The organism is Falsigemmobacter faecalis (assembly GCF_003863335.1).
GTDB lineage: Bacteria > Pseudomonadota > Alphaproteobacteria > Rhodobacterales > Rhodobacteraceae > Wagnerdoeblera > Wagnerdoeblera faecalis.
Genome location: NZ_RRAZ01000018.1, coordinates 33,799 through 59,407 on the forward strand (window position 1 = coordinate 33,799; position 25,609 = coordinate 59,407).

Sequence of the window (25,609 nt, forward strand, 5' to 3'; positions counted from 1 at the left end):
GCTGCAGATGAAAACGCGGGCCCGCAAAGGGGCCCGCGTTTTGCCTTTTCCCGGCCATGGGGGAGGAGGAGGGGAGGAACCGGCCGGGAAAGGCGGGTCGGTTTACTTCGCAGCCGCAGCAGCCGGGCGCTGCATGGTGGCCGCCATGTCGCCGGTTGCTTTCTGCATCGCAGCAGCAGCATTTTCCTGCGCGGTCTTGCCGGTCGAGAGCAGCAGCTCAACGGTTTCCATCTGGGCTTTCTTGGCGATTTCCGCGAAAGCGGCCATGCTGTCGGAGGCCATTTCACGGCTCGCGGTCGCGAAATCCGAGGCCGCTTTGGTGTAATCCGCCGGCTCAGTGCGGGCCTTGGTCACATCGCTGAGACGGTTCAGGGTCTCGCGGTTCAGCTTAGCCTGCAGCTCGCAGGAGCGTTCTGCGGCTTCAAAGGCGATTTTGGTGAGTTTCTCACCGAAAGCCGCCTGCTTTTCGAAAGCGTTGCGGAATACGGTCGGGTCCATGTTGAACGCCGGCATCATATCCTGAAACAGACGGGTGAAGTCAGTCGTGGCTGCCATTCTCAGTCTCCGGTTTCCGCTAGAGGGGTGCGGGAAGATGTCTCCCTTGCGAGGGTCATAGCACGCTGCGGTGCAGCATTGCAAGACTTATGCTGCGCCGCGGCGCAATCAGGCATATTGTCGCTTCACGTAGTCCCCGGGGGCCGCCCCGAGTATGGGGTAATCCGGGTGGCTGCCGGGCTGATGCGCGGGAATTTTTGCGCCCGACTGCTTTGCAAGCCAGGCCCCCCAGCGGGGCCACCAGGAGCCGGGGGTGAACTCCGCCCCCTCGCGCCACTGCGCCGGGGCGAGCGTGCTCATCGGGGCAGGGCTGGTGTAATGGCCGTATTTGAGTTTGGCCGGCGGATTGACGATGCCCGCGATATGCCCCGACTGGCTGAGGATGAAGGTCCTGTCCTTAGAGCCGAAGCGGCGGAAACCGGCATAGCTCGCAGCCCAGGCGGCGATGTGATCGCCTTCGCAGGCCACCGCACAGAAGGGGATTTTGATGTCAGAGGGGCGCACCACCTGACCATCAAGCTCATAGCCGGTGGTGGCAAAGCTGTTGTCCTGACACAGCCTGCGCAGATATTCGATGGCCATCCTGCCGGGCAGATTGGTGCCATCGCCGTTCCAGTGCAGAAGATCAAAGGCCGGGGGCGCTTCGCCCAGCATGTAGCTGCGGATCGCGGGCTGCCAGATCAGATCATTGGCGCGCAGAAAGCTGAAGGTCCGCGACAGGATCTGCGACGACAGACAGCCCGAGGCCTTCGCCTCGCGCTCAATCCCGTCGACGAAATCATTCGACAGGAAGGGCGTGAACTCGCCCTGATCTTCAAAATCGGTCAGCGTGGTAAAGAAAGTCGCCGATTTGACCGAAGCGTCTTTGTCTTTCGCCATCCGCGCCAGCGTCAGCGACAGCGTGGTGCCCGCGATGCAATAGCCCACCGCATTGATCTTTGGCTCGCCGGTGATCGCTTTGATCGCGGCAAAGGTCTCAAGATAGCCCTCGCGGTAGTAGTCCTCCAGGCCGAAGTCGGCGTAGGTCGGATCGGGGTTTTTCCAGGAGACCACAAAAAGCGTGAAGCCCTGATCGGCGATCCAGCGCAGCAGCGAATTCTGCGGCTTCAGATCGAGGATGTAGAACTTGTTGATCCAGGGCGGAAAGATCACCAGCGGGATCTTATGCACCTTGTCGGTGGTCGGGGTGATCTGGATCAGTTCCAGAATGCGGTTGCGAAAGACCACCTGACCCGGCGTCATCCCAAGGTTGCGGCCGACCTCAAAGGCCTCGGGGTCCGAAAGCGTGACCAGCAGATCGCCGTTGTTGCTTTCAATGTCGCGGACCAGATTTTCAAGGCCGCGCACCAGCGATTCACCTTCGGTGTCGCGCGCCCGCTCCAGCGCTTCGGGGTTGGTTGCAAAAAAATTCACCGGAGCCATCATATCGATGATCGCGCGGGTGAAATAGCGCAGCCGCTGCTCATCCCGGGGGGGCAGGCCCTCAATCTGGTCGATGCTGCGCTGCAGCGTCTCCGTGTTGATCAGATATTGCTGACGCAGATAGCTGAACCAGGGATGGCTCTCCCAGGCGGGGTGCGAGAAGCGCCGGTCTGCGGGGGGAACGATCACCGGCTCTGCGGGTTGACTGGCAGCAAAGGCGGTCTGGGCGTTGAGATAGCTTTGCAGGCTCTTGCCCCACCAGCTCGCCTGTTCTTCCAGTAAACGTTGAGGATTTTTAACAAAATCGGTCCAGGCTGCCATGCCGGTTGCCGCCAGAAGATCAGGGCCTGGCGCATCCAGCCCCGGGTCATGCGGGCGGCGCGCGGCCATTGCAGTCATCATCCGGCGCGACAACTCCTCGATGCGGGCGAGGTTCAGTTGCATCCGTTCTGACATAACGGCATTGCGGGATTCGTCAGTTGCCATGCAAAAAAATCCCCCCTATCATTTTGCTGGTGCAGCATAACGGCCCCGGCCCTTAAAAAGCGAGAAGTTTTGCAGCCGCTCTCTGCGGGGACAGGAGATCCGAATGAAGTATACGGCCACCTATGACATGATGGAAGCTGTTCGCAACACCAACGAATGGATGGGTGCGACGGCGCGGGCTTTTGCTTCAAACCCCGTCTGGGGTCTGGCGCCAAATCCCGCTTTCAAGATGCTGTCCGCCTGGGGGCGTGTGACCGAGCGCAGCTTTGCGCGCATGGTCATCAAGCCCGACTGGGGCATCCGCACCATCCTTGGCGATGACGGCCGCGATCATCTGGTCTCGACCGAAATTGTGGTGCCGCGTGCCTTTGGCGATCTGGTGCATTTCAAGGTCGCAGGCCTGGAATCGCGGCCGCGCAAAGTGCTGGTGGTGGCGCCGATGTCGGGTCATTACGCGACGCTGGTGCGCTCAACCGTGCTGTCGCTGCTGCCCGATTGTGATGTCTATGTCACCGACTGGCACAATGCCCGCGATATTCCGGTCTCGGAAGGCAAGTTCGATATTGAGGATTACACCCTCTATCTGGTCGACTTCCTGCGTCATCTGGGGCCCGATACCCATGTGATCGCGATCTGTCAGCCCGCGCCGCTGGCGCTGGCCGCGACCGCTTATCTTGCCGCTGAGGATCCGGAGGCGCAGCCCAGAAGCCTGATCCTGATCGGGGGTCCGATCGATCCTGATGCCGCCGCGACCGATGTCACCGACTTTGGCCGCCGTGTCACCATGGGCCAGCTGGAGCAGTTCGCGATTCAGCGCGTGGGCTTCAAACATGCCGGGGCAGGGCGTCTGGTTTATCCGGGCCTTCTGCAGCTTGCGGGCTTTATGTCGATGAATGCCGAGCGTCATAGCAAGGCCTTCAGCGATCAGATCTATGCCGCTGCCATGGGCAAAGCCGGTGAGCATGACGCCCATAACACCTTCTACGATGAATACCTGGCCGTGATGGATATGACGGCTGAGTTCTATCTCTCGACCGTTGAGCGGATCTTCAAAAACGGTGAGATCGCCCGCAATGCCTTCACCGTGGCGGGACGCCGGGTGGATATCGGCGCGGTCACCTCGGTCTCGGTGATGACGGTTGAGGGGGCGAATGATGACATCTCGGCCCCGGGGCAATGCGTTGCGGCACTGGATCTGCTGACCGGCCTGCCGGAGGCGAAAAAGGCCCGTCATCTGGAGCCTGGGGCTGGGCATTACGGCATCTTCGCGGGCAAGTCCTGGCGCAACAACATCCGGCCACTGGTTCTGGGTTTCATGGATGCCAGCAGCGTAGCGCCTGATACGCCGGCTGTGCCTGATACGCCGGCTGTGCCTGAAGCTGTGGCTGTGCCTGAAGCTGCAGCTGCGCCTGAAGCTGCGACACAGGCTGCGGCCCCGCGCGCCCCGCGCCGCCGCGCCTGAGGGGCAGGCAGAGTTCAGAAAAAGGCGGGTCCCCCGGGACCCGCCTTTTTCAGGTCAGATGCTGTGCCGCCCAGCGGGTGATGGCCGAGACCACCGCAGGCGTCATCCCGGGAGAGCGGATCCGCCCCGCAATCACATGCGCGCCGGCATCCATGCCGGGGCCAAAGGGAAACTCGACCCGCTCGACCGGGCCTTTCCAGTTTTTGAGCACCCGGTCGGCAGCCGCATTGCTGACCACTTTATCCTGCGGCGAGCGCAGCAGCAGCAAGGGCAGATCAATCGATCCGGTCTCCGCCGCCCGCGCCGCGCGCAACAGCTTTGCCATCGGCAGGGCCGAGCGCGTGGGATAGCTGGTGTTCCAGAACTTCGCATGTTCTTCGCTGCGCACCCCGGCGCGGATGGTATCGCCCAGCAGCAGCGGCACCAGCACCCCCGCTCCCGGCAGATCGCTGGCCAGCGCGCGCAGCGGATCAGCAAGCCGGAAATTCGGCGCGATCATCACCACCCCCGCAATGCGGTCCGTAAAGGGCAGCGCCTCGCGCAGACCAGGCGTGCCCAGACCCGCCGTCAGCACCGAGGCCCCCTGCGAGGTCGCGATAATCAACACCCGCTCGCCAATCGCGGCCCCGACGCTTAACGCCTCAGCCAGATCGGTGATCCAGTCATCGGCAGAGGCCTCGGCCATGGCGGCGGGGCCGCGGGCGTGACCGGCAAAGCGGGTGAAATAGAGATTGGCCCCCAGCGTCTTTGCCACCTCATCGGAGACCGGGCGGGTCTCTTCAGAGCTTGCGGTGAAGCCGTGCAGATAGACCACCGAGAGGGGCGTTTTGTCCCCCGCAGCCCCCTGCCACAGGATGCGCTTTTGCGTGCCCGGCACGATGTCGGGGAACTGCGCTTCGCGCGCCTCCAGAAAGGCGGCGGGGTCGCGCAGGATGGCCGCCTGATCGACGGAAGGCAGGCTCAGGCTGCGGTCGCGGGGCCAGAAGACCAGCGCGGCTGCCAGCAGGGCAATGAGGGCGATAGAGGTGAAAAACATCCGCAACAGCCGCCGCATCTTAACCCGCGCGCCGCGTCACATCGTCAATCGCCTCAGAGATCAGCGCAAGGCAATCGGGGTCTGAGAAGCGGTGATCGGCGCCCTTCACCAGGGTCAGGCGGATATCACTGCCCTCAACATGATCGAGAAGCCGCAGCGTGGTCGCAACCGAGACGGCGGTGTCGGCGGTGCCGAGAAGGAACCGGGCGGCGCAGGGCAGGGGCAGCGGGCTGCGCAGGATCAGATTCTCACGGCCCTCAGCGATCAACCGCGGAGTGATCTGATAGGGGGCCTCATAGTCCGAGGGGATCTCAACCGGGCGGCCTGCCGCAATCTCAGCGCGCTCAGCCTCGGTGAACCCGGCCCAGAAGCCATCCTCGGTGAAATCCGGCGCGGCGGCGATGCCGACAAAACCCGCCACGCGCTCTGGCGTCTCGCGCGCCAGCAAAAGCGAGATCCAGCCGCCCATGGAAGAGCCGACCAGGATCTGCGGCCCCTCGGTCAGCGCCTCAAGCACGGCGGCGGCGTCCCGCTTCCAGTCGCCGATCGCGCCATCGGTGAAGGCGCCATCGCTTTCGCCATGGCCGGAATAGTCGAACCGCAGGAAAGCGCGGCCCTCAGCCCTGGCCCGGTCCTCCAGATACTGCGCCTTGGAGCCCTGCATATCCGAGCGAAACCCGCCGCAGAACAGGATCCCCGGACCCGTGCCGGGGGTGCGGTGATAGGCGATGCGGCGGCCCTCGGGGGTGGTCAGGAATTCGGGCATGACAGGCTCCTTCATAGGCTGGCCGGACCCTAGCAGCCCCGTGGCGCTGCGGCCATGGCTTGCAGGCCTGACAGTGCGGATATGCGCCAGGTTCAGGGCAGCGGGGCGGTGTGCTGCGGCAAAGTGTCAGAAGTCCGCCCGCAGCGGTATATGACGGTATACAGCCATTGCGCCGCGCGGCTGTCAGGCGTAGCGCGCAGCCGGGCAGTCGCGGCCTGTGATTTTCCCGCATAACGGCGGGAGGGGTCAGGCGGCTGCAGGAATATGACATGACACGAGTAAACTTTGTATCGGCTGCCCTGGCGGCCATGACCCTTTCCGCAGCGCCGGCCCTGGCGGCAGATGTACAGCCGGGCGATTACGCCTGGGTCGGTGACGGGCGCACCCTGGCCATCGCCTATGTGCAAAACCAGCAGGCCAAAAGCTTCCGTGCTGCGGATGGCAGCGATGTTCCGGCCTCAAAGCTGGACGCCAATGTGCTGATCCTGCGGGCCGTTCACTACCGCGAACTGGCGGGGCAGAAGTTTGCCTTCCACGCCATTGCGCCGATGGGCAAATTCAGCACCGCCACCATTGGCGGCGCGGATCAGCCGGTGAAAAACGGCCTTGGCGATCTGACGCTGGGCGTGACCTGGTTCCCGATGACCTCGGCAGAGCCGACCGGCACCACCTTCGGGATCTCGGGTTTTGTGACCGCGCCGACCGGCAATTATGAGCCGGGCCATGTCTCGGTCGCCACCGGTGGCTGGAGCTTTACGCCCCAGCTGGGCATGGTCCAGGGCCTTGGCAACGGCTTCTTCCTTGATGCGGCGGCAGAGGCAAATATCTACCGCGACTTCAGCAAAGACGGCGTGGCGATCAGCCAGGACACCACTTATCAGGCCCAGGCCTATCTGCGCTATCAGTGGGATGAGGCCACCGCCTTCTCGCTGGGCTATACTGAGAAATCGGGCGGCGATCTGTTCGTGAACGGCGCGGCAGCGGGCCAGAAAACGGACTTCAAACAGATCCGCCTGCTGGCGTCGAAATTCGTCAACCCGACCACGCAGGTGCAGCTGATGCTGGGCAAAGACACCGAAGTGCGGGGCGGCTTTAAGAACGAGCCACTGGCGCAGGTTCGCTTTACCAAAGTGTTCTGAGACGGGAGGGGGCGGCGACGCCCCTTCTTTTTACCCGGCCGCCTGCGTCGCATCGTCAGGCGACGGTTAAAGCCTGTGTTTCGCGTGCCGTCCTGCTGTTGCGTCAGATCGACAGGCCTCAAAGCTGTTGCCAGCGGCAGGCCCTGAAGCATCCCCCGGGATGCGCGGCCACTGCGCCGGTCCGCCACGCGCAGCGCCCCTTTGGTCTTTCCTCTTGACGCTTTCCCCCCAGGCGTTCAGATGTGCCGCATTAACCCGCAACCGGGCGTTCCGTGGGCGCCAAACCGACGAGGAGTGGCCAGATGAGCCAGATTTCTCTTACCTTCCCTGATGGCAATATCCGTGAGTTTGCAGCGGGTGTGACCGCTGGCGAGGTCGCGGCCTCGATCTCGACCTCGCTTGGCAAGAAAGCCATTTCAGCGATGATCAATGGTGCGCATTACGACCTGCAGTGGCCGATTGAGGCGGATGCCCGCATCTCGATCAACACCCTCCAGGACGAAGGCGCGGCGCTTGAGCTGATCCGTCACGATCTGGCCCATATCATGGCCCGCGCCGTTCAGGAGATCTGGCCCGATGTCAAAGTGACCATCGGCCCGGTCCGTGATTACGGCTGGTTCTATGACTTTGACCGGGCTGAGCCTTTCACCCCCGAAGATCTGGGCGCTATTGAAGCGCAGATGAAAAAGATCATCAACGCCCGCGATCCGGTCCGCACCGAGATCTGGGAGCGTGCCCGTGCGCTGGCTTACTACGAAGAGCGCGGCGAGCCCTATAAGGTTGAGCTGGTCAATAAGATCCCCGGCAATGAGCCGCTGCGGATGTATTGGCACGGCGACTGGCAGGATCTCTGCCGGGGTCCGCACCTGCAGCACACCGGTCAGGTTCCGGCCGATGCCTTCAAGCTGACCCATGTGGCCGGTGCCTATTGGCTGGGCGACTCGAGCCGCCCGATGCTGCAGCGCATCTATGGTCTGGCGTTCCGCAACCGCGATGATCTGAAGGCCCATATGACCATGCTGGAGGAGGCCGCAAAGCGCGACCACCGCAAGCTCGGCCGTGAGATGAACCTCTTCCATATGCAGGAAGAGGCCCCGGGTCAGGTCTTCTGGCACCCGAACGGCTGGACGATCTACACCGAGCTCCAGGACTATATGCGCCGCCAGCAGCGCCGCGACGGCTATGTGGAGGTGAATACCCCCCAGGTGGTGAACCGCGTGCTCTGGGAGAAATCGGGCCACTGGCAGAACTATCAGGAAAATATGTTCATCGTCGAAGTGGACGAAGAACATGCCAGCCAGAAAACCGTCAACGCGCTGAAGCCGATGAACTGCCCCTGCCACGTGCAGGTCTATAACGTCGGTCTGAAGAGCTACCGCGATCTGCCGCTGCGGATGGCCGAATTCGGTGCCTGCAACCGCTATGAGCCCTCGGGCGCTTTGCATGGTATCATGCGGGTGCGCGGCTTTACCCAGGACGATGCGCATATCTTCTGCACCACCGAGCAGATTGAGGCGGAATCGAAGAAATTCATCACCTTCCTGTCGAAGGTCTATGCCGATCTCGGCTTTGAGAAATGGCGCGTGAAGCTCTCGACCCGTCCGGAAAAGCGCATCGGCTCGGAAGAGGCCTGGGACCATGCGGAAGCTGCGCTGGCGCAGGCCGTGGTCGCCGCCGGTCACAGCTATGAGCTGCAGGAGGGCGAGGGCGCTTTCTACGGCCCGAAGCTCGAATTCGTGCTGACCGATGCGATCGGCCGCGACTGGCAGTGTGGCACGCTGCAGGTTGACCCCAACCTGCCCGAGCGTCTCGATGCGGTCTATATCGGCGAAGACGGCGCCAAGCACCGCCCCGTCATGCTGCACCGCGCCTGCCTTGGCTCGTTTGAGCGCTTCATCGGCATCCTGATCGAAAACCACGCCGGTAAACTGCCGTTCTGGCTGGCACCGCGTCAGGTTGTTGTGGCCTCGATCGTCTCGGATGCGGATCCCTTTGTGGAAGAGGTCGTCACCGCGCTGACCCTTGCCGGGGTGCGGGCCGAGGCCGATATGCGCAACGAGAAGATCAACTATAAGGTCCGTGAACACTCGGTCGCCAAGGTTCCGGTGATCCTTGCGATCGGCATGAAAGAGGTCGAGACCCGCACCGTTTCCGTGCGCCGTCTGGGCGAAAATCGCACCGAAACCGTCTCGCTTGATGAGATTCTGGGCGAACTTTCTTTGCTGGCCAAAGCACCCGATCAGCGCTGATTTCGGGCTAATCCTCTAAAAGCGCGGGATTTTCTGCCAATTCAAAGGCAGGAAATCCCGCGCTTGATTTTTTTCGCTCTTCGTTCACACTTCCGTTAGTGACCTCAGCCCCTGCCGCGCAATTCCCTGTTCACCAGGGTGCGGGATTTCAGCGGCCTGTCTCACGTCCCCGCGGTATGTCACCCCGGGGGAACGCGACTTTGGGAGAGACGGAATGCCGACCGGCACCGTAAAATGGTTTAATTCGACTAAAGGCTACGGCTTTATTGCCCCTGATGATGGTGGCAAAGATGTATTTGTTCACATTTCTGCGGTTGAGCGTGCCGGTCTGAAGGGCCTGAATGACAACCAGAAGATCAGCTTCGAAATGTTGACGGGTCGCGATGGCCGCTCGTCTGCGGGCGAACTGACTCTCCTCTGAGCATCGTCTCCCGGTCTGCACCGGCCCGCCGGTGCAGCCTCAGGACATGCGGACATCAGCGGGGCGGAGCCAGATTGGCTTTGCTTAAGCTGCAGTCGCGGCTGACATCACGACCACAGGTCCGGGGACTGAGGTCTTTTGTCAGACAGATACGCACTTCCTGAATGTCGTCACGGCGGCATGTCACGGTGACCATTTCCGGGCGAAATCCCGGATTGGCCTCCAGAAAAGCCTCTTCGACCACGCGGGCAGGCAGCTGAACCGCGCGGTCGAGCTTTTCAAACACCTCCGGCATCTGCACCGAGGTATAGGCTTTCCGGCTCAGATCATAATAGGCGCGGGCCGACAGCCCCGAGCAGCGGCCGTGTTTTTTCCACTGATGCCAGGCCAGCCCCGCCGATCCCATGATGTCATCCATCGAGGCCGTCATGGCGCGCGAAGGGTCGCGCTCACGCGTGCGGCAATAGTCCGGCCAGCCCCGTTCATGCTGCGGCCAGAGGCCGTGGAGCGACCAGCCGTGACCGCCGCCCCGCGCGCAGCGCGCCTCACCGCGTTTATCGCCCTCAAGCGCGCACCAGTTCGGCGTCCAGCTGAGCGCCATCACATAATAGTCAAACTCTCCCGCCACATCAGCCTGCGCAGCGGGTGCAGAGAGCAGCAGGGCGGCGAGCAGGGCTGAAAGACGCATTTTCTCTTTCCTATATCAGGTTGCGCGGGTATACGGGTCGTCAATTCCCCGAAAACGAGGACTCGGCGGACCCCAGGGTGCGCAGCCGTTTTCCCGGCCCGGGAGAGATTTGTAAAGGAGTGATCCGATGACAAAGCCGCTGATGGCCCGGGCGACCGCCGTCTGGCTGGTGGAAAACACCACGCTGACTTTTAAGCAGATCGCAGATTTCTGCGGAATGCATGAGCTGGAAGTGCAGGGCATCGCAGACGGCGACGTTGCAGGTGGCGTGAAGGGCTTTGACCCCGTTGCCAACAACCAGCTTGAGCAATCGGAAATCACCAAGGGTGAAGCCAGCCCGCTGCATAAGCTGAAGCTGAAGTTCAACGCCGCTGCCGTGGGCGAAGAAAAGCGCCGTGGCCCGCGTTACACGCCGCTCTCGAAGCGCCAGGACCGCCCGGCCTCGATCCTGTGGCTGGTGAAGTTCCACCCGGAACTCTCGGATGGCCAGATCTCGAAGCTGGTCGGCACCACCAAGCCGACCATCCAGCAGATCCGGGAGCGGACCCACTGGAACATCGCGAATATCACCCCGGTTGACCCGGTGGCGCTGGGCCTTTGCCGTCAGTCCGAACTCGACGCTCAGGTGCAGATCGCGGTGAAGAAGAAAGCCCTCGAAGGCGGCGTGATGTCGGATGATGAGCGTCGCAAGCTCGTCTCGACCGAGACCTCGCTGGGCATGGCGCCTGAGGCCCGCATCTCGGATGAAGCGAACCTCCAGGCCCTTTTCGGCGGTGCTTCGGAAGAGAAAGACAGCAAATCGGCGGCGGATTACTCCGATGCGGACAGCTTCTTCAACCTGCCGAATGATGCGGCGGATGACGAAGACGAGGACGATCTGCGCTGAGACGCGGATCCCTTTTTGATCAGAAACCCGCGCTGTCAGCGCGGGTTTTTTGTTTGGTGGGATGACGTTAGCTGTTGCTGCTGTGAGAAGCTCTCCTCAGAAGCTCTCCGGAACCGTGTCAGAAGCTGCGGCGGGCGCGCAGGGCGGCGCTGATGGTGCCCTCATCCAGATAGTCCAGCTCACCGCCCACCGGCACGCCCTGGGCGAGGGTTGAGGTTTTGACCCCGGTCCCCGTCAGCGCATCGGCGATGTAATGCGCCGTGCTCTGGCCATCGACCGTGGTCGAGAGCGCCAGGATCACCTCATCGCTGGCTTTGATGGTGACGCGCTTTACCAGATCGGGCACGCGCAGCTCCTCGGGGCCGATGCCGTCAAGCGGCGAGAGCCGGCCGCCGAGCACATGATAGCGGCCCTGGAAAATCCCCGCCGCTTCCATGGCCCAGAGATCGGCGACCTCTTCGACCACGCAGATCTCGCGGTCGCTGCGCGCGGGGTCCTGGCAGATCGCGCAGAATTCTCCGGCGGTGAGATTGCCGCAGATCCCGCAGTTGCGGGTGTCACGGGCCGCCCGCGCCATGGCCTCGGCCAGCGGGGCCATCAGCAGGCTGCGCTTGCGCAACAGATGCAGCACCGCCCGGCGGGCGGAGCGCGGCCCCAGCCCCGGCAGCCGCGCCATCAGCCCGATCAGCGCCTCAATATCGCTTTGCGGCCCGGACATCGGCTCAGAACGGCAGCTTCATGCCCGGGGGCAGGCCGAGGGATTCCGCCATTTTCTCGGTCTCGCGCTGCTGTGCATCCTGCGCGCGGGTCTGCGCGTCGCGGATCGCGGCGAGGATCAGATCTTCGACCACTTCCTTTTCCGAGGCGACCAGGATCGAGGGATCGATATCAAGCGTTTGCACTTCGCCTTTGGCGGTGGCCGTGACCTTCACCAGACCCGCACCCGCTTCGCCGGTGACGGTGCGGCTGGCCAGTTCTTCCTGCATTTCGGCCAGCTTGCCCTGCATTTCCTGCGCGGCTTTCATCATTTTGGCCATATCGCCAAGGCCGCCCAGACCACCCAGACCTTTGAACATGTGGATCACCCTTCGTCAGTTGCTCTGCAGCAGATACGGTGCCTGGGGCCTGCTCACAAGGGCAGGGGCCTCAGTCTTCGTCAAAGGGGTCCCATTCGTCCTCAACCTCGGCCAGAGCCTCCACGGCGGCGTCTTCCACCAGCTCAGAGGCCGGACGGATTTTGCGGATTTCCGCGCCGGGAAAGGCGCTCAGCACGGCCTGGACCAGCGGATAGGCCGCGGCTTCGGCTTTGGCGGCCATCAGTTCGGCGTTTTCTTCTTCGTCCAGCGTCGCGCCGCCGCCCGAGCCGGTGACCGAGATGCCCCAGCGTTGCCCGGTCCAGCGCTGCAGCGAGGCGGCAAGGCGGGCGGCCAGATCGGGGCGCGCATCCGGGGTCGGCTGAAACTCAATGCGGCCAGGCGCAAAGCGCACCGGGCGCAGGCAGGCCTTGACCTCGAGATAAAGCTTCATATCGCGGCGCTCATGGATCAGCTCGGCCAGTTGCGCGACCGAGGTGATAACGGGCATCCGCGCCTGAGCCAGCGCCGTGGCCGCGCCTGAGGCATGGATCGCGCCAAAGCCGCCCTGGCCTGCGCCTGCGGGCATCATGGGCGCGGCCTGCATCCTTGCGCCGCCGCCCTGCGGGGCCGCGCCGCCCAGGGCGCCTGCGAGGCCACCGGGCCGGGCTTTCAGCACTTCCAGCTGGCGGATCAGGCTGCCGGGGTCGGGGAGTTCCGAGACATGGGTCAGGCGGATCACCGCCATCTCAGCGGCCATCATGGCATTGGGGGCCAGCGCCACTTCTTCGAGCGCTTTCAGCAGCATCTGCCACATCCGGCTCATGGAGCGTTTCGAGAGACGCCCGGCGAGATCAAGGCCGCGGGTGCGCTCTTCGGGCGGCACGGTGGGATCATCCGAGGCATCAGGCGTGACCTGCAGCACCGAGATCCAATGGGTGATTTCCGCCAGATCGCGCAGCACCGCCATGGGATCCGCGCCATCGGCATATTGCGCGCCAAGCTCGGAGAGGGCGGCGGCGGCATCGCCCTTCATGATCATCTCGAAAAGATCAAGAACGCGGCCACGATCGGCAAGGCCCAGCATGGCGCGGACCTGATCGGCGCCGGTCTCCCCCGCGCCATGGCTAATCGCCTGATCCAGAAGCGAGGTCGCATCCCGGGCCGAACCTTCGGCCGCGCGGGTGATCAGCGCGAGGGCCGCATCTGAAATGGAAGCGCCCTCAGAGGTGGCGATTTTGCGCAGCAGGCCGATCATCACCTCGGGCTCAATGCGGCGCAGATCAAAGCGCTGACAGCGCGAGAGCACGGTGACCGGGACCTTGCGGATCTCGGTGGTGGCGAAGATGAATTTGACGTGGGGCGGCGGCTCTTCGAGGGTTTTCAGCAGCGCGTTGAAGGCGCTGGTCGAGAGCATATGCACTTCGTCGATGATATAGACTTTATAGCGCGCCGAGGCCGCGCGGTAATGCACCGAATCGATGATCTCGCGAATATCGCCCACGCCGGTGCGCGAGGCGGCGTCCATCTCAAGGACATCAACGTGGCGGCCCTCGATGATGGCTTTGCAGTGTTCGCATGCGCCGCAGGGCGAAGTGGTGGGACCGCCCTGGCCGTCGGGGCCGATGCAGTTCAGCCCCTTGGCGATGATCCGTGCCGTGGTGGTTTTGCCGGTGCCCCGGATCCCCGTCATGATGAAGGCCTGGGCGATGCGGCCCGCCTCAAAGGCGTTTTTGAGGGTGCGCACCATGGCATCCTGGCCCACCAGATCCGCGAAGGTCTCGGGGCGGTATTTGCGGGCCAGCACCTGGTAGCGGGGGGTCTCGGTCATCCGGGGTCCTTCGGGATTCGGGGTGATCTGCAGTCTAGAGCCCGGGGGGGCCAGGGTCCAGAGCGCGCCCGTGGTGGCGGCGTCGCAGCGGGGGCTGCCTGCCCCCGCACCCCCGGGAGTATTTTTAAAAGCCAAAGCCGGAGGCGGGCGGCGGAACCCCTGTTGCTGCCGGGGGTTTCCCGGGCAATTATTGCGCCGTTGTTCCGGGGGATGAGATGCGATTTGGCGGGCAGCGGCAGAGCCGCAATGTGGAAGACCGGCGGGGCCGGGGTGGCATGCGCGGTGGCGCTGTGGGGGGTGTCTCGGGGGTGGCGCTGCTGGCGGTTCTGGCGATCGGTTATTTCACCGGGATTGATGTGACGCCGCTGCTGAACGGGATGCAGGGCGGCGGGGGGGATCAGGTGAGTGAGAACCGTCCGCTCAGCCAGGAAGAACAGCAGGTGGGGCAATGGGTCAGCCAGGTTCTGGGCACCACTGAGGATGTCTGGACGGCGCGGTTTCAGCAGGAACTGGGGCAGAGCTACCGGCCGCCGAAGCTGGTGCTGTTTTCTGATGTGACGCAGTCGCCCTGCGGGGGGGCTTCGGGGGCGACGGGGCCGTTTTACTGTCCGGGCGATCAGAAGGCCTATCTGGATACGGCGTTTTTTGCCACGCTCTCGCGGGAGCTGGGGGCTCCGGGGGAGCTGGCGGCGGCCTATGTGATTGCCCATGAGGTGGCGCATCACGTGCAAAATGAGCTGGGGATTCTGGGCCAGGTCAATCAGGCGCGGGCGCGGGCCTCAGAGGTGCAGTCGAACCAGTTGTCGGTGCGCACTGAACTGCAGGCGGATTGTCTGTCGGGGGTCTGGGCGAAATCGGTGAATTCGCTGCTGAAGCCCGGGGATATTGAGCAGGCGATCACTGCGGCGCGTCAGATCGGGGATGATACTTTGCAGCGGCGCGCCGGGCGGGTGCCGCAGCCCCATACCTTCAGCCATGGCAGTTCGGCGCAGCGGGCCTCCTGGTTCACCAGGGGCTATGAGGCGGGGAAAATGGCAGCCTGTGATACCTTTAATACGGATCGGCTGTGATCTGGCCTGCGGCGGCGCTGGAAGTGGCGGGGGGGCGGTTGTCGCTTTCGCCGCTGCCGGCGGCGGAGGGGCTGGCGGGGCTGGCATCTGCGGGGGCGGGCTGTCTGCTGAGCCTGACCGAGCCGGAGGAAGAGGCGCGGGCTGGTCTTGCGGATCTGGGGGAGCGGGCTGCTTTAGCGGGTCTGCGGCATCTGCGGCTTGAGATACGGGACTTTGATGTGCCGCAGGGGGATTGTGGGGTGCTGCAGCAGGCTCTGGCGCATCTGCGGGGCGGCGGGCATCTGGCTTTGCACTGCATGGGCGGCTGCGGGCGCTCTGGTATGATTGCGCTCAGGCTGATGCGGATGGCCGGCGAGGAGGGGCAGGTGGCCCTGGCGCGTCTGCGCGCGGTGCGGCCCTGCGCGATTGAGACCGGGGCGCAGATGGCCTGGGCGCTGGCTCCCTTGGATTGACACCGGCTTTGTCGGGGCAATACTGCCGCGCGAAGAGGGGACTTTCATGACTTTGACACCAGATGAGACCATCGCACTGGCGCAGCCGCCTTTCGCGAAGCTGCTTGATATCCGCACGATTGAGGCCAATGGCAGCGATGAGGTGGTGGCGGAGCTTGTGGTTCGCGAAGAGCTGACCAACCGCAACGGGATGCTCCATGGCGGGGCGATCATGACGCTGGCGGATAATGTTGCGGGCACCGCGACCTATCGGCAGATGGCACCGGGGCAATATACCGTCACCATGGAGAGCAAGACCAATTTCTTCCGGCCGATCCCGGCGGGCACAAAGGTGCGCGCCGTGGCGCGGGGGCTGCATATCGGGCGGCGCACCATGGTCTGGGAGGTCTCGCTTTATCTGGAGGACGGGCGGCTGGCGGCCAAAGTGACCCAGACACAGATGGTGCTGGACCGCTGAGGGCAAAGAGAAAGGCCGGGGAAGTCCCCGGCCTTTTCCTTATGCGTCGATATTTGCGAATTCGTGGTCGAGGCGTTTTTTCGGCTTCTTCGCCGGACCCTCACCGCCCTCGCTGTCGTCGCCGCGGTCCACACCGAGGTAAAGAACGATGTTCTTTGCCACATAAAGCGTCGACCAGGTGCCGAGAATCACCCCGAGGATCATCGCAAAGACGAAGCCGCGGATCACATCGCCGCCGAACCACAGCAGCGCAAAGAGCGCCAGCAGCGTCGAGGCCGAGGTCATCACCGTGCGCCCGAGCGTCTCGTTGGTCGACAGGTTCATCAGATCGCGCAGCGCCATGCTTCGGTATTTCGCCATATTCTCGCGCAGACGGTCGAAGATGACGACGGTGTCGTTCACCGAATAGCCAAGGATCGTCAGCAGGGCCGCCACGATGGTCAGGTCAAACCGGATCTGGAAGAGCGAGAAGATCCCCAGTGTGATGACCACGTCATGCAGACAGGCCGCCACCAGACCAATGGCGAACTGCCATTCAAAGCGCATCCAGATATAGATCAGGATCCCGACAGAGCCTGCCGCCACCGCGCCAATGGCCAGCCAGATCAGCTCAGACGAGACCTTGGGCCCGACCGATTCCACCGAGGCAATCATCACCTGCGGATCGGCGGTTTTGACCGCAGCTTCCACGGCAGCGATCACTTCGGGCGTCACCGCCTCTGCGCCGTCCTGCGCCTGAATGCGGATCATCGCCACATGCTGGTCAGCGCGGAACGCGGGGTCAAACACCTGCGAGATATTCACATCGCCAAGGTTCAGCTCATGCAGAGCGTCGCGGTAGGCGGCGATATTCACCTGCTGGGTGGACTCGGTGCGGATCGTGGTGCCGCCCCGGAAGTCGATGCCGAAGTTCAGCCCCATGGTGAGGGTGATCAGGATTGCTGCCACCATGACGCCGACGGTGCCGCCAAAGGTCACGCCCTGCCAGCGGAAGAAGTTAATCTTCGTGTCATCGGGCACCAGACGGATCACGCCATCGGCGCTGACGCGCTTTGGCTTGATATGGGTGAACCAGATATACATCAGCAGTTTGGTGACATAGACGGCCGTAAACATCGTGGTGAGGATGCCCAGACCAAAGGTCACCGCAAAGCCGCGCACCGGGCCCGAGCCGATGGCGAACATGATCACAGCCGTGATCACGGCGGTGATATTGGCGTCCATAATGGCCGAAAGCGCTTTGTCAAAGCCCAGCTCAATCGAGCGGCCTGCGGCTTTTCCGGCCCTCAGTTCTTCACGGATCCGCTCAAAGATCAGCACGTTACTGTCCACGGCCATGCCGAGTGTCAGCACGATCCCGGCGATGCCCGGCAGGGTCAGCGTCGCCCCCAGCAGCGAGAGCATCGAGATCAGCAGCACGCCGTTGATGATCAGAGCCACATTGGCGATGACGCCCATGGCGCCATAGATCACCACCATGAAGATCGCGACGGCAATGGTGCCGACGATGGCGGCGCGCTTGCCGGCGTCGATCGAATCCTGGCCCAGTTCCGGGCCGATGGTGCGTTCTTCAAGGAAGGTCATGCCCGCGGGCAGGGCGCCTGCCCGCAGCAGGATGGCCAGCTCGGTGCTTTCTTCCAGGGTGAAATTGCCCGAAATGATGCCTGAGCCGCCAGGAATATGGCTCTGGATGACCGGGGCCGAGATCACCTGCTCATCGAGCACAATGGCGAAGGGACGGCCGATATTGGCCGCCGTGTAATCGCCGAACGTCCGCGCCCCCGAGGGGTTAAAGCGGAAGTTCACCGCCGGGCGGCCGTTCTGGTCATAAGACGGCTGGGCATCGACCAGCTCTTCGCCGGTGACGACCGGGGCGGTCTCGATGATGTAATAAACGCCCTGCTCATTCATCGAGGGCAGGACTTTGGAGCCGGGGGGCGCCACTTCATCCGGGCCGCGGGCAGAGCCCTGAACCGGGTTGAAGGTCAGCTTCGCGGTGGTGCCGATCAGGCTTTTCAGCTCTGCCGCCGAGCCGATGCCGGGGACCTGGATCAGGATCCGGTCGGCGCCCTGGCGCTGGATCGTCGGCTCACGGGTGCCGACTTCATCCACGCGGCGGCGAATGATTTCAAGGGATTGCGCGATGGTGCGCTCATCCATGGCGGCGCGTTCGGCCTCCGACAGCGAGACGACCAGGACCTTGCCCTCGGCGCGCACTTCGATGTCGTTCTGGCCCACGCCGGTCAGGCTGACCACCGGGGTCGAGAGCTGACGGATCGAGGCAACAGCCGCCTGGACGCCTTCCTGGTTTTGCAGCTCAATGCGCAGCTCATGCGGGGCCGCGGTCTGACGGCGCACGCCGCCGACCTGATCGCGCATATCGCGCAGACGGTCGCGGACCTGCGGCCAGAAGCTGTCCATACGGGCCTGATACACGTCCGTGACCTGAACTTCGGCCAGCAGATGCGCACCACCCCTCAGATCGAGGCCAAGGTTGACCAGCCCCGAGGGCAGCCAGGACGGCCAGTCGTCAAGCGCTGCGACCTGCTCAGGCGTCAGGCTTTCGCCTTTCTCAACGGCAAGATGGGCGTCGTTATGGGTTTCGACGCGGGTATAAAAGGCGTTCGGCATCGCAAAAAGCAGGCCGAAAAGGCAAAGCCCCCAAATAATGAGGCGCTTCCAGAGAGCGGTCTTGTGCATTGAGCACTCCGGTAAATCGAAGGCCGGACGCGAGGGCGCTGTGGCCCCTGGCGGCAGGTTCTGGGTCGGCGGATATGGCGGGGCCCCTCACAGTGATAAGGGGCAAAATAAGTCAGGCGCGGTGCAAAACCGGCGGGGCGCGGACAGCGGGCCGCAGCGGGCGGCTGGCCGGGCGGGCCTCAGCTTCTGCGGCGGCACGGATCGTCAGGGGGCGGTGGTCTGCGCCCCTGCTGCTCGGCGGCAGCAGCCCCGCGAAGGGCAGATCCTCCGGCAGCCCGTCATCGCCCGAGCGGGCGGCGGGCGCGATCTGATGGGATTTCACCGCCTCGGGCGGCAGCGCGGTGCGCAGCACCGTGGTGACACGCTCAGCCCCTCCGGCGGTGCGCGAAAGACGCAGGCCGGGGCCGAACTGCCAGACCAGCATCAGCAGCAGCACCAGAAGCCCGGACAGAACTGTCCGGGGGCTGGCCGTCCGCAGCAGGGGGGTCGGGCGCGTCATGGGACCGAAGTCGCATATCCGGCCCTTTTTGGCAAATGCCGTTTCAGTCAGCTTTGCGCTCCGGCAGGGCAGCGGCAGGCGCGGCCTCAGGGGGGGCGGGCTCATGCAGGTGCAGATGCTCGGGCAATTCGCGCGAGCCTGCGACGCGGTCGCGGTATAGCGCGGCGCGGCCCACCATCATCAGGGTGATCGGCGTGGTGACCAAAAGGAAGACCCCGATCACCAGTTCGTGGATCACAAGGCGGCTGCCGCCCCAGCTGAACAAAAGCACCGAGCCGATCAGGATCGCCGCCGCACCCCAGCTGGAAACCAGCGTCGGCGCATGCAGCCGGTCATAAAAGCTTTTCAGCTGCCAGAGCCCGATGGTGCCCAGCAGCGCCAGCGTGGAGCCGACGACCATAAAGAACGCGGCCGGAAGGGCGATCCACCAGGGAAAGGTCTCAAGATAGGTCGTGCTCATTCGATCACCTCACCGCGGATGAGGAATTTCGCCGCCGTCACGGTGGCGACAAAGCCCACCACGCCCACGACCATCGAGGCCTCATAGAAGAAGGGGGTTCCCAGCCTTGCGCCGGTCACCACCAGCATCAGCATGGCGCAGAAATAAAGCGTATCCAGCCCGATAACGCGGTCCTGGGCGCGGGGGCCCTTAAAGAGGCGCAGGCAGGAGAAACAGGCCGCCAGCGCCAGCGCGATCTGCGCCCAGGTCAGCGCGAGCCAGAGGATCAGACCGGTTGTCATCCGAAGGCCTCCATCAGCAGGGTCTCATAACGGTTGTGGATCAGCGTGCGCCAGTCATCCTCTTCGACCAGATCGAAGACGTGCAGGATCAGAATGCCGCTGTCCATGTCATGCGAAAGCCAGGCCGTGCCCGGCGTCGCCGTGACGATCATCGCCAGCAGCGCCAGCGCATGGGGGTCTTTCAGCTCCAGCGGGACCTCAAGGAACTCTGAGCGCCGCTTGCCGTGGCGGCCACGGGTCAGGATCAGCCGCGCCACCGCGATATTGGAGCGCAGGATATCCAGCGCCACGATGCCCGAGAGCTTCACCAGCGGCCAGATGCGGCGCAGTTTCGGGCGCTCCGGCTCCAGCAGGCGGAAAATCCAGCCGATGACCAGGCCCAGCATCGCGCCCAGCACCAGATGCCCCAGCGAAAAGCTGGTCAGCAGCAGCCACATGAAGACCAGCGCCAGCGACAGCAGCGGATGCGGGATCAGACGGATCATGGCCGGTCTCCTCCGTCAACGACGCGGGGGGCCTCAATCACGCCCTGAACGTAGATCTCGGGGGCGTGCAGGGCGCGGGAGGTGGCCTCCATATAGCGGAAGATGTCCTGGCCCTGGATGGTCATCAGGATCACCAGACCCGCCAGCACCCCGATGGGCGCAATCTCAGACGCCAGCACCCGCGGCGGCGTGCCGTCGGCTGCCCAGAAGGTCTGAATGCCGATCCGCACCAGCGCCAGCAGCGAGGCGAGGCCCGAGACGATCACCAGCGCCACAAAGACCCAGACCAGCGCCGCAGGCAGGGCAGGGGCCGACATCGCCCCGCCGAGGATCCCCAGCTTGCCGATAAAACCTGCAAGCGGCGGCATCCCCGCCAGCATCAGCAGGCAGACCCCGAACAAAAGCCCCAGAATGGTCATGACGCCCGGAATGGCGAGGCCTTCCTCGTCCTGCTCGGTGCTGTCTTCATCCGACTGATCCAGGCCATAGGCATCGGCGGTCAGCGCGAGCATGGCGGCAATGCCACCCTCCTCGCGGCTTAATGGCTCAATCAGCAGAAAGAGCGCCCCGGTCGCCAGCGTCGAGCCGACGAGATAATAAAGCGCCCCCGCCAGCATCCCGATGCCGCCGCCCATCAGCGCAAGGCCGTTGACCGTCAAAAGCGTGCCCGACGAAATCATCACCAGATGCCCCGTCACCCGGCCAAGCCCCTGCGAGGCCAGCACCCCGAAGCTGCCGTAGGCAATGGTCGCCAGACCCAGTGCCACCAGCACCTCCGCCGCAAAACCGGCAGAGCTGCCCGCGCCCGCGCCAAAGACCAGCATGGTGATGCGCAGGATGATATAGATCCCGACCTTGGTCATAATGGCAAACATCGCCGCCACCGGGGCCGAGCCGGCCATATAAGCGGTCGGCAGCCAGAACGAGAGCGGATAGATCCCCGCCTTCACCAGGAAGGCGATCCCCAGCATGGCGGTGCCGACGTGCAGAAGCGGTCGGTCCGCATCGGGAACCGTGGCCACAAGGTTCGACAGCTGCGCCATGGAAAGCGTGCCGGTCACCCCGTAGATCAGCGACACGCCGACCAGGAACAGCAGCGATGCCGCAAGGTTCATCGCGATGTAATGCAGCCCCGCCCGCACCCTCAGCTGGCCTGAGCCATGCAGCAAAAGCCCATAAGAGGCCGCCAGCAGCACTTCGAAGAACACAAAGAGGTTGAAGAGATCCCCGGTCAGAAAGGCCCCGTTCAGACCCATCAGCAGGAACATGAACAGTGACTGGAAGTTCTGCCCCTGCCGGTGCCAGCCCGCGCCCGAATAAAGCAGCGCCGGGATCGCCAGCAGCGAGGTCAGCACCAGCATCATCGCCGACAGCCGGTCGATCACCAGAATGATGCCATAAGGCACCGCCCAGTCGCCGAGCAGATAAAAGGCAATATCGTTGCCGCCCGACAGCGCGTTCCCCTTAGAGCGGTTCAGCAGCTCAATCGCCACAACCAGCGTCGCCAGCGTCGCCACAAGGCTGATGCCAAGCTTCGCTTTGCGCTGCCGGTCATCATAAAGCAGCATGATCGCGCCCGCGAAGAACGGGATCAGGATCGGCAGGATGATCAGATGATCGCTCAGTCCCATCATCAGTCGCGCTCCTTCCCGTCAACATGGTCGGTGCCGGTAAACCCGCGCGAGGCCAGCATGACGACCAGGAAAAGCGCCGTGGTGGCAAAGCTGATGACGATAGCCGTCAGCACCAGAGCCTGGGGCAGGGGATCGGCATAGGCAGCAGGGTTCACAAACCAGCCCTTCGGCATGATCGGCGGCGCGCCCATGGTCAGACGGCCGGTCGAGAAGATGAACAGGTTGACCGCATAAGACACCAGGCACAGCCCCACGATCACCTGAAAGGTGCGCGGGCGCATCATCAGCCAGATGCCGGAGGCGGCGAGTATCCCGATGGCGCAGGACAGCACGAATTCCATCAGGCGGTCTCCTTCCTGGCGTTGGTGTCTTTCTCTGCCTCGCCCGCCTGGTCGCGGCGGCGCGATGACCGCAGCGACTGGTGAGCGATGGCGATCAGCATGAGGACAGTGGCCCCCATGACCAGCGCGAAGACGCCGGTGTCAAAGATCATAGCCGAAGCGGCAGGCACTTTGCCGATCAGCGGCACATCAATGTAGCGCGCATGGGCCGTCAGGAAGGGATAGCCAAAGAGCCATGCCCCCACCCCGGCCGCCCCCGCGATCAGCAGACCAAAGCCCATCCAGCGGATCGGCAGCACGGTCAGGCGGCTTTCCACCCAGCGGACGTTATGGGCGATATATTGCAGCAGGAACGCAATCGCCATGGTGACACCGGCCGAGAAGCCGCCGCCCGGCAGATCGTGGCCCCGGAAGAAGAAATAGGCCGCCACCAGCATCAGCACCGGGAACATCCAGCGCATGATGAGCGAGGGGATCATCAGATAATCCTTCAGCGCCTCAGCCACGAAAGGCCCCTGTTGCGAAGGCAGCACAGTGCTTTCCGGCGCAGGCCGGAAGCGGCGCAGCAGCGCATAGACCGTCAGACCCACGATCGCCAGAACGGTGATCTCACCGAAGGTATCAAAGGCGCGGAAGTCGACCAGGATGACGTTGACGGTATTGGTGCCGCCGCCCTCATAATAGGCGTTGCGAAGGAACCAGTCGCCGATATTGGGGATCAGCGGACGGGTCATCAGCGCATAAGAAATCAGCGCCAGCCCGAGGCCCGCAAAAGCGGCAATGATGAAATCGCGGAAGCGGCGGGCCTTGGCCTGAACCTCTTTGTCCTCAGGGATCTCTTCGTTGCGCTTGGGCAGCCAGCGCAGACCCAGCAGCAGCAGAACTGTGGTGACAATCTCAACCAGAAGCTGCGTCACCGCCAGATCGGGTGCCGAGAGCCAGGCAAAGGTCACGCAGGTCACCAGACCCGCACCGCCCAGCAGGATCACAGCCGCAAAGCGGTGATATTTCGCCTGCACCGCCGCCCCCGAGGCGCAGGCCGCCCCGACAATCCACATCAGCGCGAAGGCCGGATTGATGTCATGCATTCGCGGCATGGGCGAGAACTGCAGCACCCCCCAGAGCGAATAGAGCCCCGCAATGACCGCCATCAGCATGAGTATACGGATCTGCGGTTGCAGCCGCTCGGTGCCCACGCGCTGATAGACCAGGCGCGGGATCTTCCAGGTGCCTTCCAGCAAAATACGCTCATAGATCTTCTGCGCGCGCAGACGGTGCAGCAGCGGCGGGCCCTCAGGCCCCGCCTCAATTGCCTTTGCCGCCAGAAGATAAAGCGCCGCACCGCCGCCAAGCGCAATCACGCTCATCAGAAGGGCGGTGTTAAAGCCGTGCCAGATCGCGATATGCACGCCTTCAAAGGCGGGCCCCACGATCGCACCCGCCGCAAGGTTCACCCAGGGCTCCAGCGTCAGAGCAGGCAGCACGCCGATCAGCACCGAGAGAAACACCAGAAGCTCCACCGGACGGCGCATCCAGTGCGGCGGCTCATGCGGGGTTTTCGGCAGATCGGTGGCCACCGGACCAAAGAAGACCGCATGGACAAGGCGCAGCGAATAGGCCGCCGAGAAGAGGCTCGCCACCGTTGCAATCACCGGCAAAGCGCTGTCAAAAAGACTGCCGTCATAGCTGGCCAGCGTTTCCGCCAGGAACATCTCCTTTGACAGGAACCCGCTTAGCAGGGGCACACCGGCCATCGCCGCCGAGCCAAGGATCGCCAGCGTCGCCGTCACCGGCATCAGCTTTAGCAGGCCCGAAAGGCGGCGCATGTCGCGGGTGCCGGTCTCATGATCGACGATCCCCGCCATCATAAAGAGCGAGGCCTTGAAAATCGCATGGTTGGCGATATGAAAAATCGCCGCCGCCAGCGCCAGCGGGCTGCCCATCCCCGCCAGCGCGGTGATAAGGCCCAGATGGCTGATGGTGGAATAGGCCAGCAACCCCTTGAGGTCATGGCGGAACAGCCCGATCACCGCGCCAATGGTCAGCGTGGCCATGCCGGTGCCGCAGACCAGCCAGAACCACAGATCGGTGCCACCAAGCGCGGGTTGAAAGCGGATCAGCAGGAACACACCCGCCTTCACCATGGTCGCGGAATGCAGGAAGCTCGACACCGGGGTCGGCGCGGCCATGGCGCCCGGCAGCCAGAAGTGGAAGGGGAACTGCGCCGATTTGGTGAAAGCGCCCAGCAAAAACAGCACCAGCGCCACCGGATAAAGCGGATGCGCCGTGATCAGCGCGCCCGAGCCCAGCACCCGGTCCAGATCATAGCTGCCGACAATCTGCCCGATCACCAGCATACCGACCAGCAGACACAGCCCGCCCGAGCCGGTCACCACCAGCGCCATCCGCGCCCCGTCCCGCGCCGACTGGTTCTGATACCAATAGCCGATCAGCAGGAAAGAGGTCAGCGAGGTCAGCTCCCAGAAGACCACCAGCATCAGGATATTGCCCGAGGTCAGAACGCCGACCATGGCCCCGGTAAAGGCCATGAGGAAGGAATAAAACCGCGGCACCGGATCGGTCTTATCAAGATAAAACCGCGCATAAATCACCACCAGAATGCCGATAAACAGCACGAGGAAGGTGAAGCTCCAGGAGAACCAGTCGAGCCGGAAGCTGAGGTTCAGCCGAACCGAGGGGACCCATTGCACGACAGAGCGCAAAATCCCTTCTTCGGTCAGTGGTGGCATCAGCGCCAGCAGGATCAGAAGACCTGCCCCGAGCGACAACCCCGAACTCCAGGCCGCGGCACGATGCGCGCTGACATTCAGCGTGGCATTGATCATGGCGGCAAAGAACGGCAGCGCGACGAGGATCAGGATCAGGTTCTGTTCGATCATCCGAAGCGGTCCCTTCCGGTGGTTTGCGGTATCTCAGATCCCGTCGACGGCAAACCGATCCGGATCAGCCGACCCGAAGGGGCAGAACGGGGCGGCGCAACATCAAAAAGGGCCTTGCCCTAAATGAAAGATAACACCCCCGGGACGCAAGGCCTGAGCGGCAGGATTGTTGCGCTTTTCGGCAGGAATTCTTCTGAACTTTCTGTGGGGTTGAAAGGATTTGTAACGAACCCCCCGTTTTCGTGAGCGTCCCGCGCGCTGCCGCAGGCTGCGGGCCTGCGGTTCCTTCCTAAAGTTGCAGAGATGCACTTTCTCT

24 protein-coding genes are annotated in these 25,609 nt (G+C 63.5%); 8 read left to right on the top strand and 16 right to left on the bottom strand.

The annotated features are described in order from the left end of the window. Positions 1–102: 102 nt before the first annotated feature. Together EG244_RS13060 and EG244_RS13065 are read right to left on the bottom strand one after the other, a co-directional pair. Positions 103–555: a Phasin gene (locus EG244_RS13060; RefSeq protein ID WP_124965435.1), complete on the bottom strand. Its 453-nt coding sequence runs from the start codon at positions 553–555 to the stop codon at positions 103–105. Between the two features lie 108 nt (positions 556–663). After that, complete coding sequence (locus EG244_RS13065; RefSeq protein ID WP_124965436.1) at positions 664–2,463, bottom strand: PHA/PHB synthase family protein; 1,800 nt, start codon at positions 2,461–2,463, stop codon at positions 664–666. Between the two features lie 103 nt (positions 2,464–2,566). On the opposite strand from EG244_RS13065, the gene phaZ reads away from it, so the two are divergent. Beyond that, entirely contained in the window at positions 2,567–3,925 is a 1,359-nt protein-coding gene (gene phaZ, locus EG244_RS13070; RefSeq protein WP_124965437.1) for a polyhydroxyalkanoate depolymerase, read from the top strand. A 49-nt stretch (positions 3,926–3,974) separates the two neighbouring features. Here the strand turns inward: phaZ and EG244_RS13075 are convergent, their stop codons facing one another. Both EG244_RS13075 and EG244_RS13080 read right to left on the bottom strand, forming a co-directional pair. Then, positions 3,975–4,961 carry an alpha/beta hydrolase gene (locus EG244_RS13075; protein ID WP_199737962.1) on the bottom strand — a complete coding sequence of 329 codons (987 nt, stop codon included), beginning with the start codon at positions 4,959–4,961 and terminating at the stop codon, positions 3,975–3,977. A gap of 19 nt (positions 4,962–4,980) precedes the next feature. Then, positions 4,981–5,727: an alpha/beta hydrolase gene (locus EG244_RS13080; protein ID WP_124965439.1), complete on the bottom strand. Its 747-nt coding sequence runs from the start codon at positions 5,725–5,727 to the stop codon at positions 4,981–4,983. Positions 5,728–5,996: 269 nt separating this feature from the next. Here EG244_RS13080 and EG244_RS13085 point away from each other — a divergent pair, with 269 nt between their 5' ends. The 3 genes from EG244_RS13085 (at position 5,997) to EG244_RS13095 (ending at position 9,536) form a co-directional block, all read left to right on the top strand. After that, positions 5,997–6,866, top strand: a complete 870-nt coding sequence (locus EG244_RS13085) for a transporter (protein WP_124965440.1) — start codon at positions 5,997–5,999, stop codon at positions 6,864–6,866. A gap of 302 nt (positions 6,867–7,168) precedes the next feature. Further along, positions 7,169–9,115 carry a threonine--tRNA ligase gene (thrS, locus tag EG244_RS13090; protein WP_124965441.1) on the top strand — a complete coding sequence of 649 codons (1,947 nt, stop codon included), beginning with the start codon at positions 7,169–7,171 and terminating at the stop codon, positions 9,113–9,115. Between the two features lie 214 nt (positions 9,116–9,329). Next, entirely contained in the window at positions 9,330–9,536 is a 207-nt protein-coding gene (locus tag EG244_RS13095; RefSeq protein WP_124965442.1) for a cold-shock protein, read from the top strand. A 55-nt stretch (positions 9,537–9,591) separates the two neighbouring features. Here EG244_RS13095 and EG244_RS13100 read toward each other — a convergent pair whose 3' ends face one another. After that, positions 9,592–10,224 (bottom strand): ribonuclease T2 family protein, encoded by a 633-nt coding sequence (locus EG244_RS13100; RefSeq protein ID WP_124965443.1) that lies wholly within the window; start codon positions 10,222–10,224, stop codon positions 9,592–9,594. Positions 10,225–10,351: 127 nt separating this feature from the next. Between EG244_RS13100 and EG244_RS13105 the strand changes: the two genes are divergently transcribed. Continuing rightward, positions 10,352–11,110, top strand: coding sequence for a DUF1013 domain-containing protein (locus EG244_RS13105; protein ID WP_124965444.1), 759 nt, complete (start codon positions 10,352–10,354; stop codon positions 11,108–11,110). A gap of 118 nt (positions 11,111–11,228) precedes the next feature. Here the strand turns inward: EG244_RS13105 and recR are convergent, their stop codons facing one another. The 3 genes from recR to EG244_RS13120 form a co-directional block, all read right to left on the bottom strand. Continuing rightward, positions 11,229–11,828: a recombination mediator RecR gene (recR, locus tag EG244_RS13110; protein WP_124965445.1), complete on the bottom strand. Its 600-nt coding sequence runs from the start codon at positions 11,826–11,828 to the stop codon at positions 11,229–11,231. A 4-nt stretch (positions 11,829–11,832) separates the two neighbouring features. Then, the gene (locus tag EG244_RS13115; RefSeq protein WP_124965446.1) at positions 11,833–12,186 is read right to left on the bottom strand and encodes a YbaB/EbfC family nucleoid-associated protein; all 354 of its coding nucleotides are present in this window, start codon (positions 12,184–12,186) and stop codon (positions 11,833–11,835) included. Between the two features lie 70 nt (positions 12,187–12,256). Beyond that, entirely contained in the window at positions 12,257–14,014 is a 1,758-nt protein-coding gene (locus EG244_RS13120) for a DNA polymerase III subunit gamma/tau (RefSeq protein ID WP_124965447.1), read from the bottom strand. Positions 14,015–14,229: 215 nt separating this feature from the next. Here EG244_RS13120 and ypfJ point away from each other — a divergent pair, with 215 nt between their 5' ends. Genes ypfJ through EG244_RS13135 form a run of 3 tightly spaced genes read left to right on the top strand, consistent with a single transcriptional unit; the run spans position 14,230 to position 15,993 of the window. Beyond that, the gene (gene ypfJ / locus EG244_RS13125) at positions 14,230–15,084 is read left to right on the top strand and encodes a KPN_02809 family neutral zinc metallopeptidase (RefSeq protein ID WP_124965448.1); all 855 of its coding nucleotides are present in this window, start codon (positions 14,230–14,232) and stop codon (positions 15,082–15,084) included. Next, a complete protein-coding gene (locus EG244_RS13130; protein ID WP_124965449.1) occupies positions 15,081–15,536 on the top strand; it encodes a phosphatase domain-containing putative toxin in 456 nt (151 codons plus the stop codon). Before ypfJ ends, EG244_RS13130 begins: the two co-directional genes overlap by 4 nt. 46 nt (positions 15,537–15,582) lie before the next feature. Next, complete coding sequence (locus EG244_RS13135; protein ID WP_124965450.1) at positions 15,583–15,993, top strand: PaaI family thioesterase; 411 nt, start codon at positions 15,583–15,585, stop codon at positions 15,991–15,993. Between the two features lie 39 nt (positions 15,994–16,032). On the opposite strand, the gene secD is transcribed toward EG244_RS13135, so the two are convergent. From secD to EG244_RS13175, 8 genes are all read right to left on the bottom strand, one after another. Further along, positions 16,033–18,693 carry a protein translocase subunit SecD gene (gene secD / locus EG244_RS13140; protein WP_124965451.1) on the bottom strand — a complete coding sequence of 887 codons (2,661 nt, stop codon included), beginning with the start codon at positions 18,691–18,693 and terminating at the stop codon, positions 16,033–16,035. A 112-nt stretch (positions 18,694–18,805) separates the two neighbouring features. Continuing rightward, on the bottom strand, positions 18,806–19,192 hold the full coding sequence (locus EG244_RS13145; protein WP_124965452.1) for a hypothetical protein: 387 nt from the start codon (positions 19,190–19,192) through the stop codon (positions 18,806–18,808). A gap of 43 nt (positions 19,193–19,235) precedes the next feature. After that, the gene (mnhG, locus tag EG244_RS13150) at positions 19,236–19,652 is read right to left on the bottom strand and encodes a monovalent cation/H(+) antiporter subunit G (protein WP_124965453.1); all 417 of its coding nucleotides are present in this window, start codon (positions 19,650–19,652) and stop codon (positions 19,236–19,238) included. Beyond that, a complete protein-coding gene (locus EG244_RS13155) occupies positions 19,649–19,933 on the bottom strand; it encodes a K+/H+ antiporter subunit F (protein WP_124965454.1) in 285 nt (94 codons plus the stop codon). The genes mnhG and EG244_RS13155 overlap by 4 nt, the downstream gene beginning before the upstream one ends. Further along, positions 19,930–20,418 carry a Na+/H+ antiporter subunit E gene (locus EG244_RS13160; protein WP_124965455.1) on the bottom strand — a complete coding sequence of 163 codons (489 nt, stop codon included), beginning with the start codon at positions 20,416–20,418 and terminating at the stop codon, positions 19,930–19,932. Before EG244_RS13160 ends, EG244_RS13155 begins: the two co-directional genes overlap by 4 nt. Next, positions 20,415–22,052: a monovalent cation/H+ antiporter subunit D gene (locus tag EG244_RS13165; protein ID WP_124965456.1), complete on the bottom strand. Its 1,638-nt coding sequence runs from the start codon at positions 22,050–22,052 to the stop codon at positions 20,415–20,417. The genes EG244_RS13160 and EG244_RS13165 overlap by 4 nt, the downstream gene beginning before the upstream one ends. Further along, a complete protein-coding gene (locus EG244_RS13170; RefSeq protein WP_124965457.1) occupies positions 22,052–22,393 on the bottom strand; it encodes a Na+/H+ antiporter subunit C in 342 nt (113 codons plus the stop codon). Before EG244_RS13170 ends, EG244_RS13165 begins: the two co-directional genes overlap by 1 nt. Next, positions 22,393–25,293, bottom strand: a complete 2,901-nt coding sequence (locus EG244_RS13175) for a monovalent cation/H+ antiporter subunit A (protein WP_124965458.1) — start codon at positions 25,291–25,293, stop codon at positions 22,393–22,395. Before EG244_RS13175 ends, EG244_RS13170 begins: the two co-directional genes overlap by 1 nt. Between the last annotated feature and the right edge of the window lie 316 nt (positions 25,294–25,609).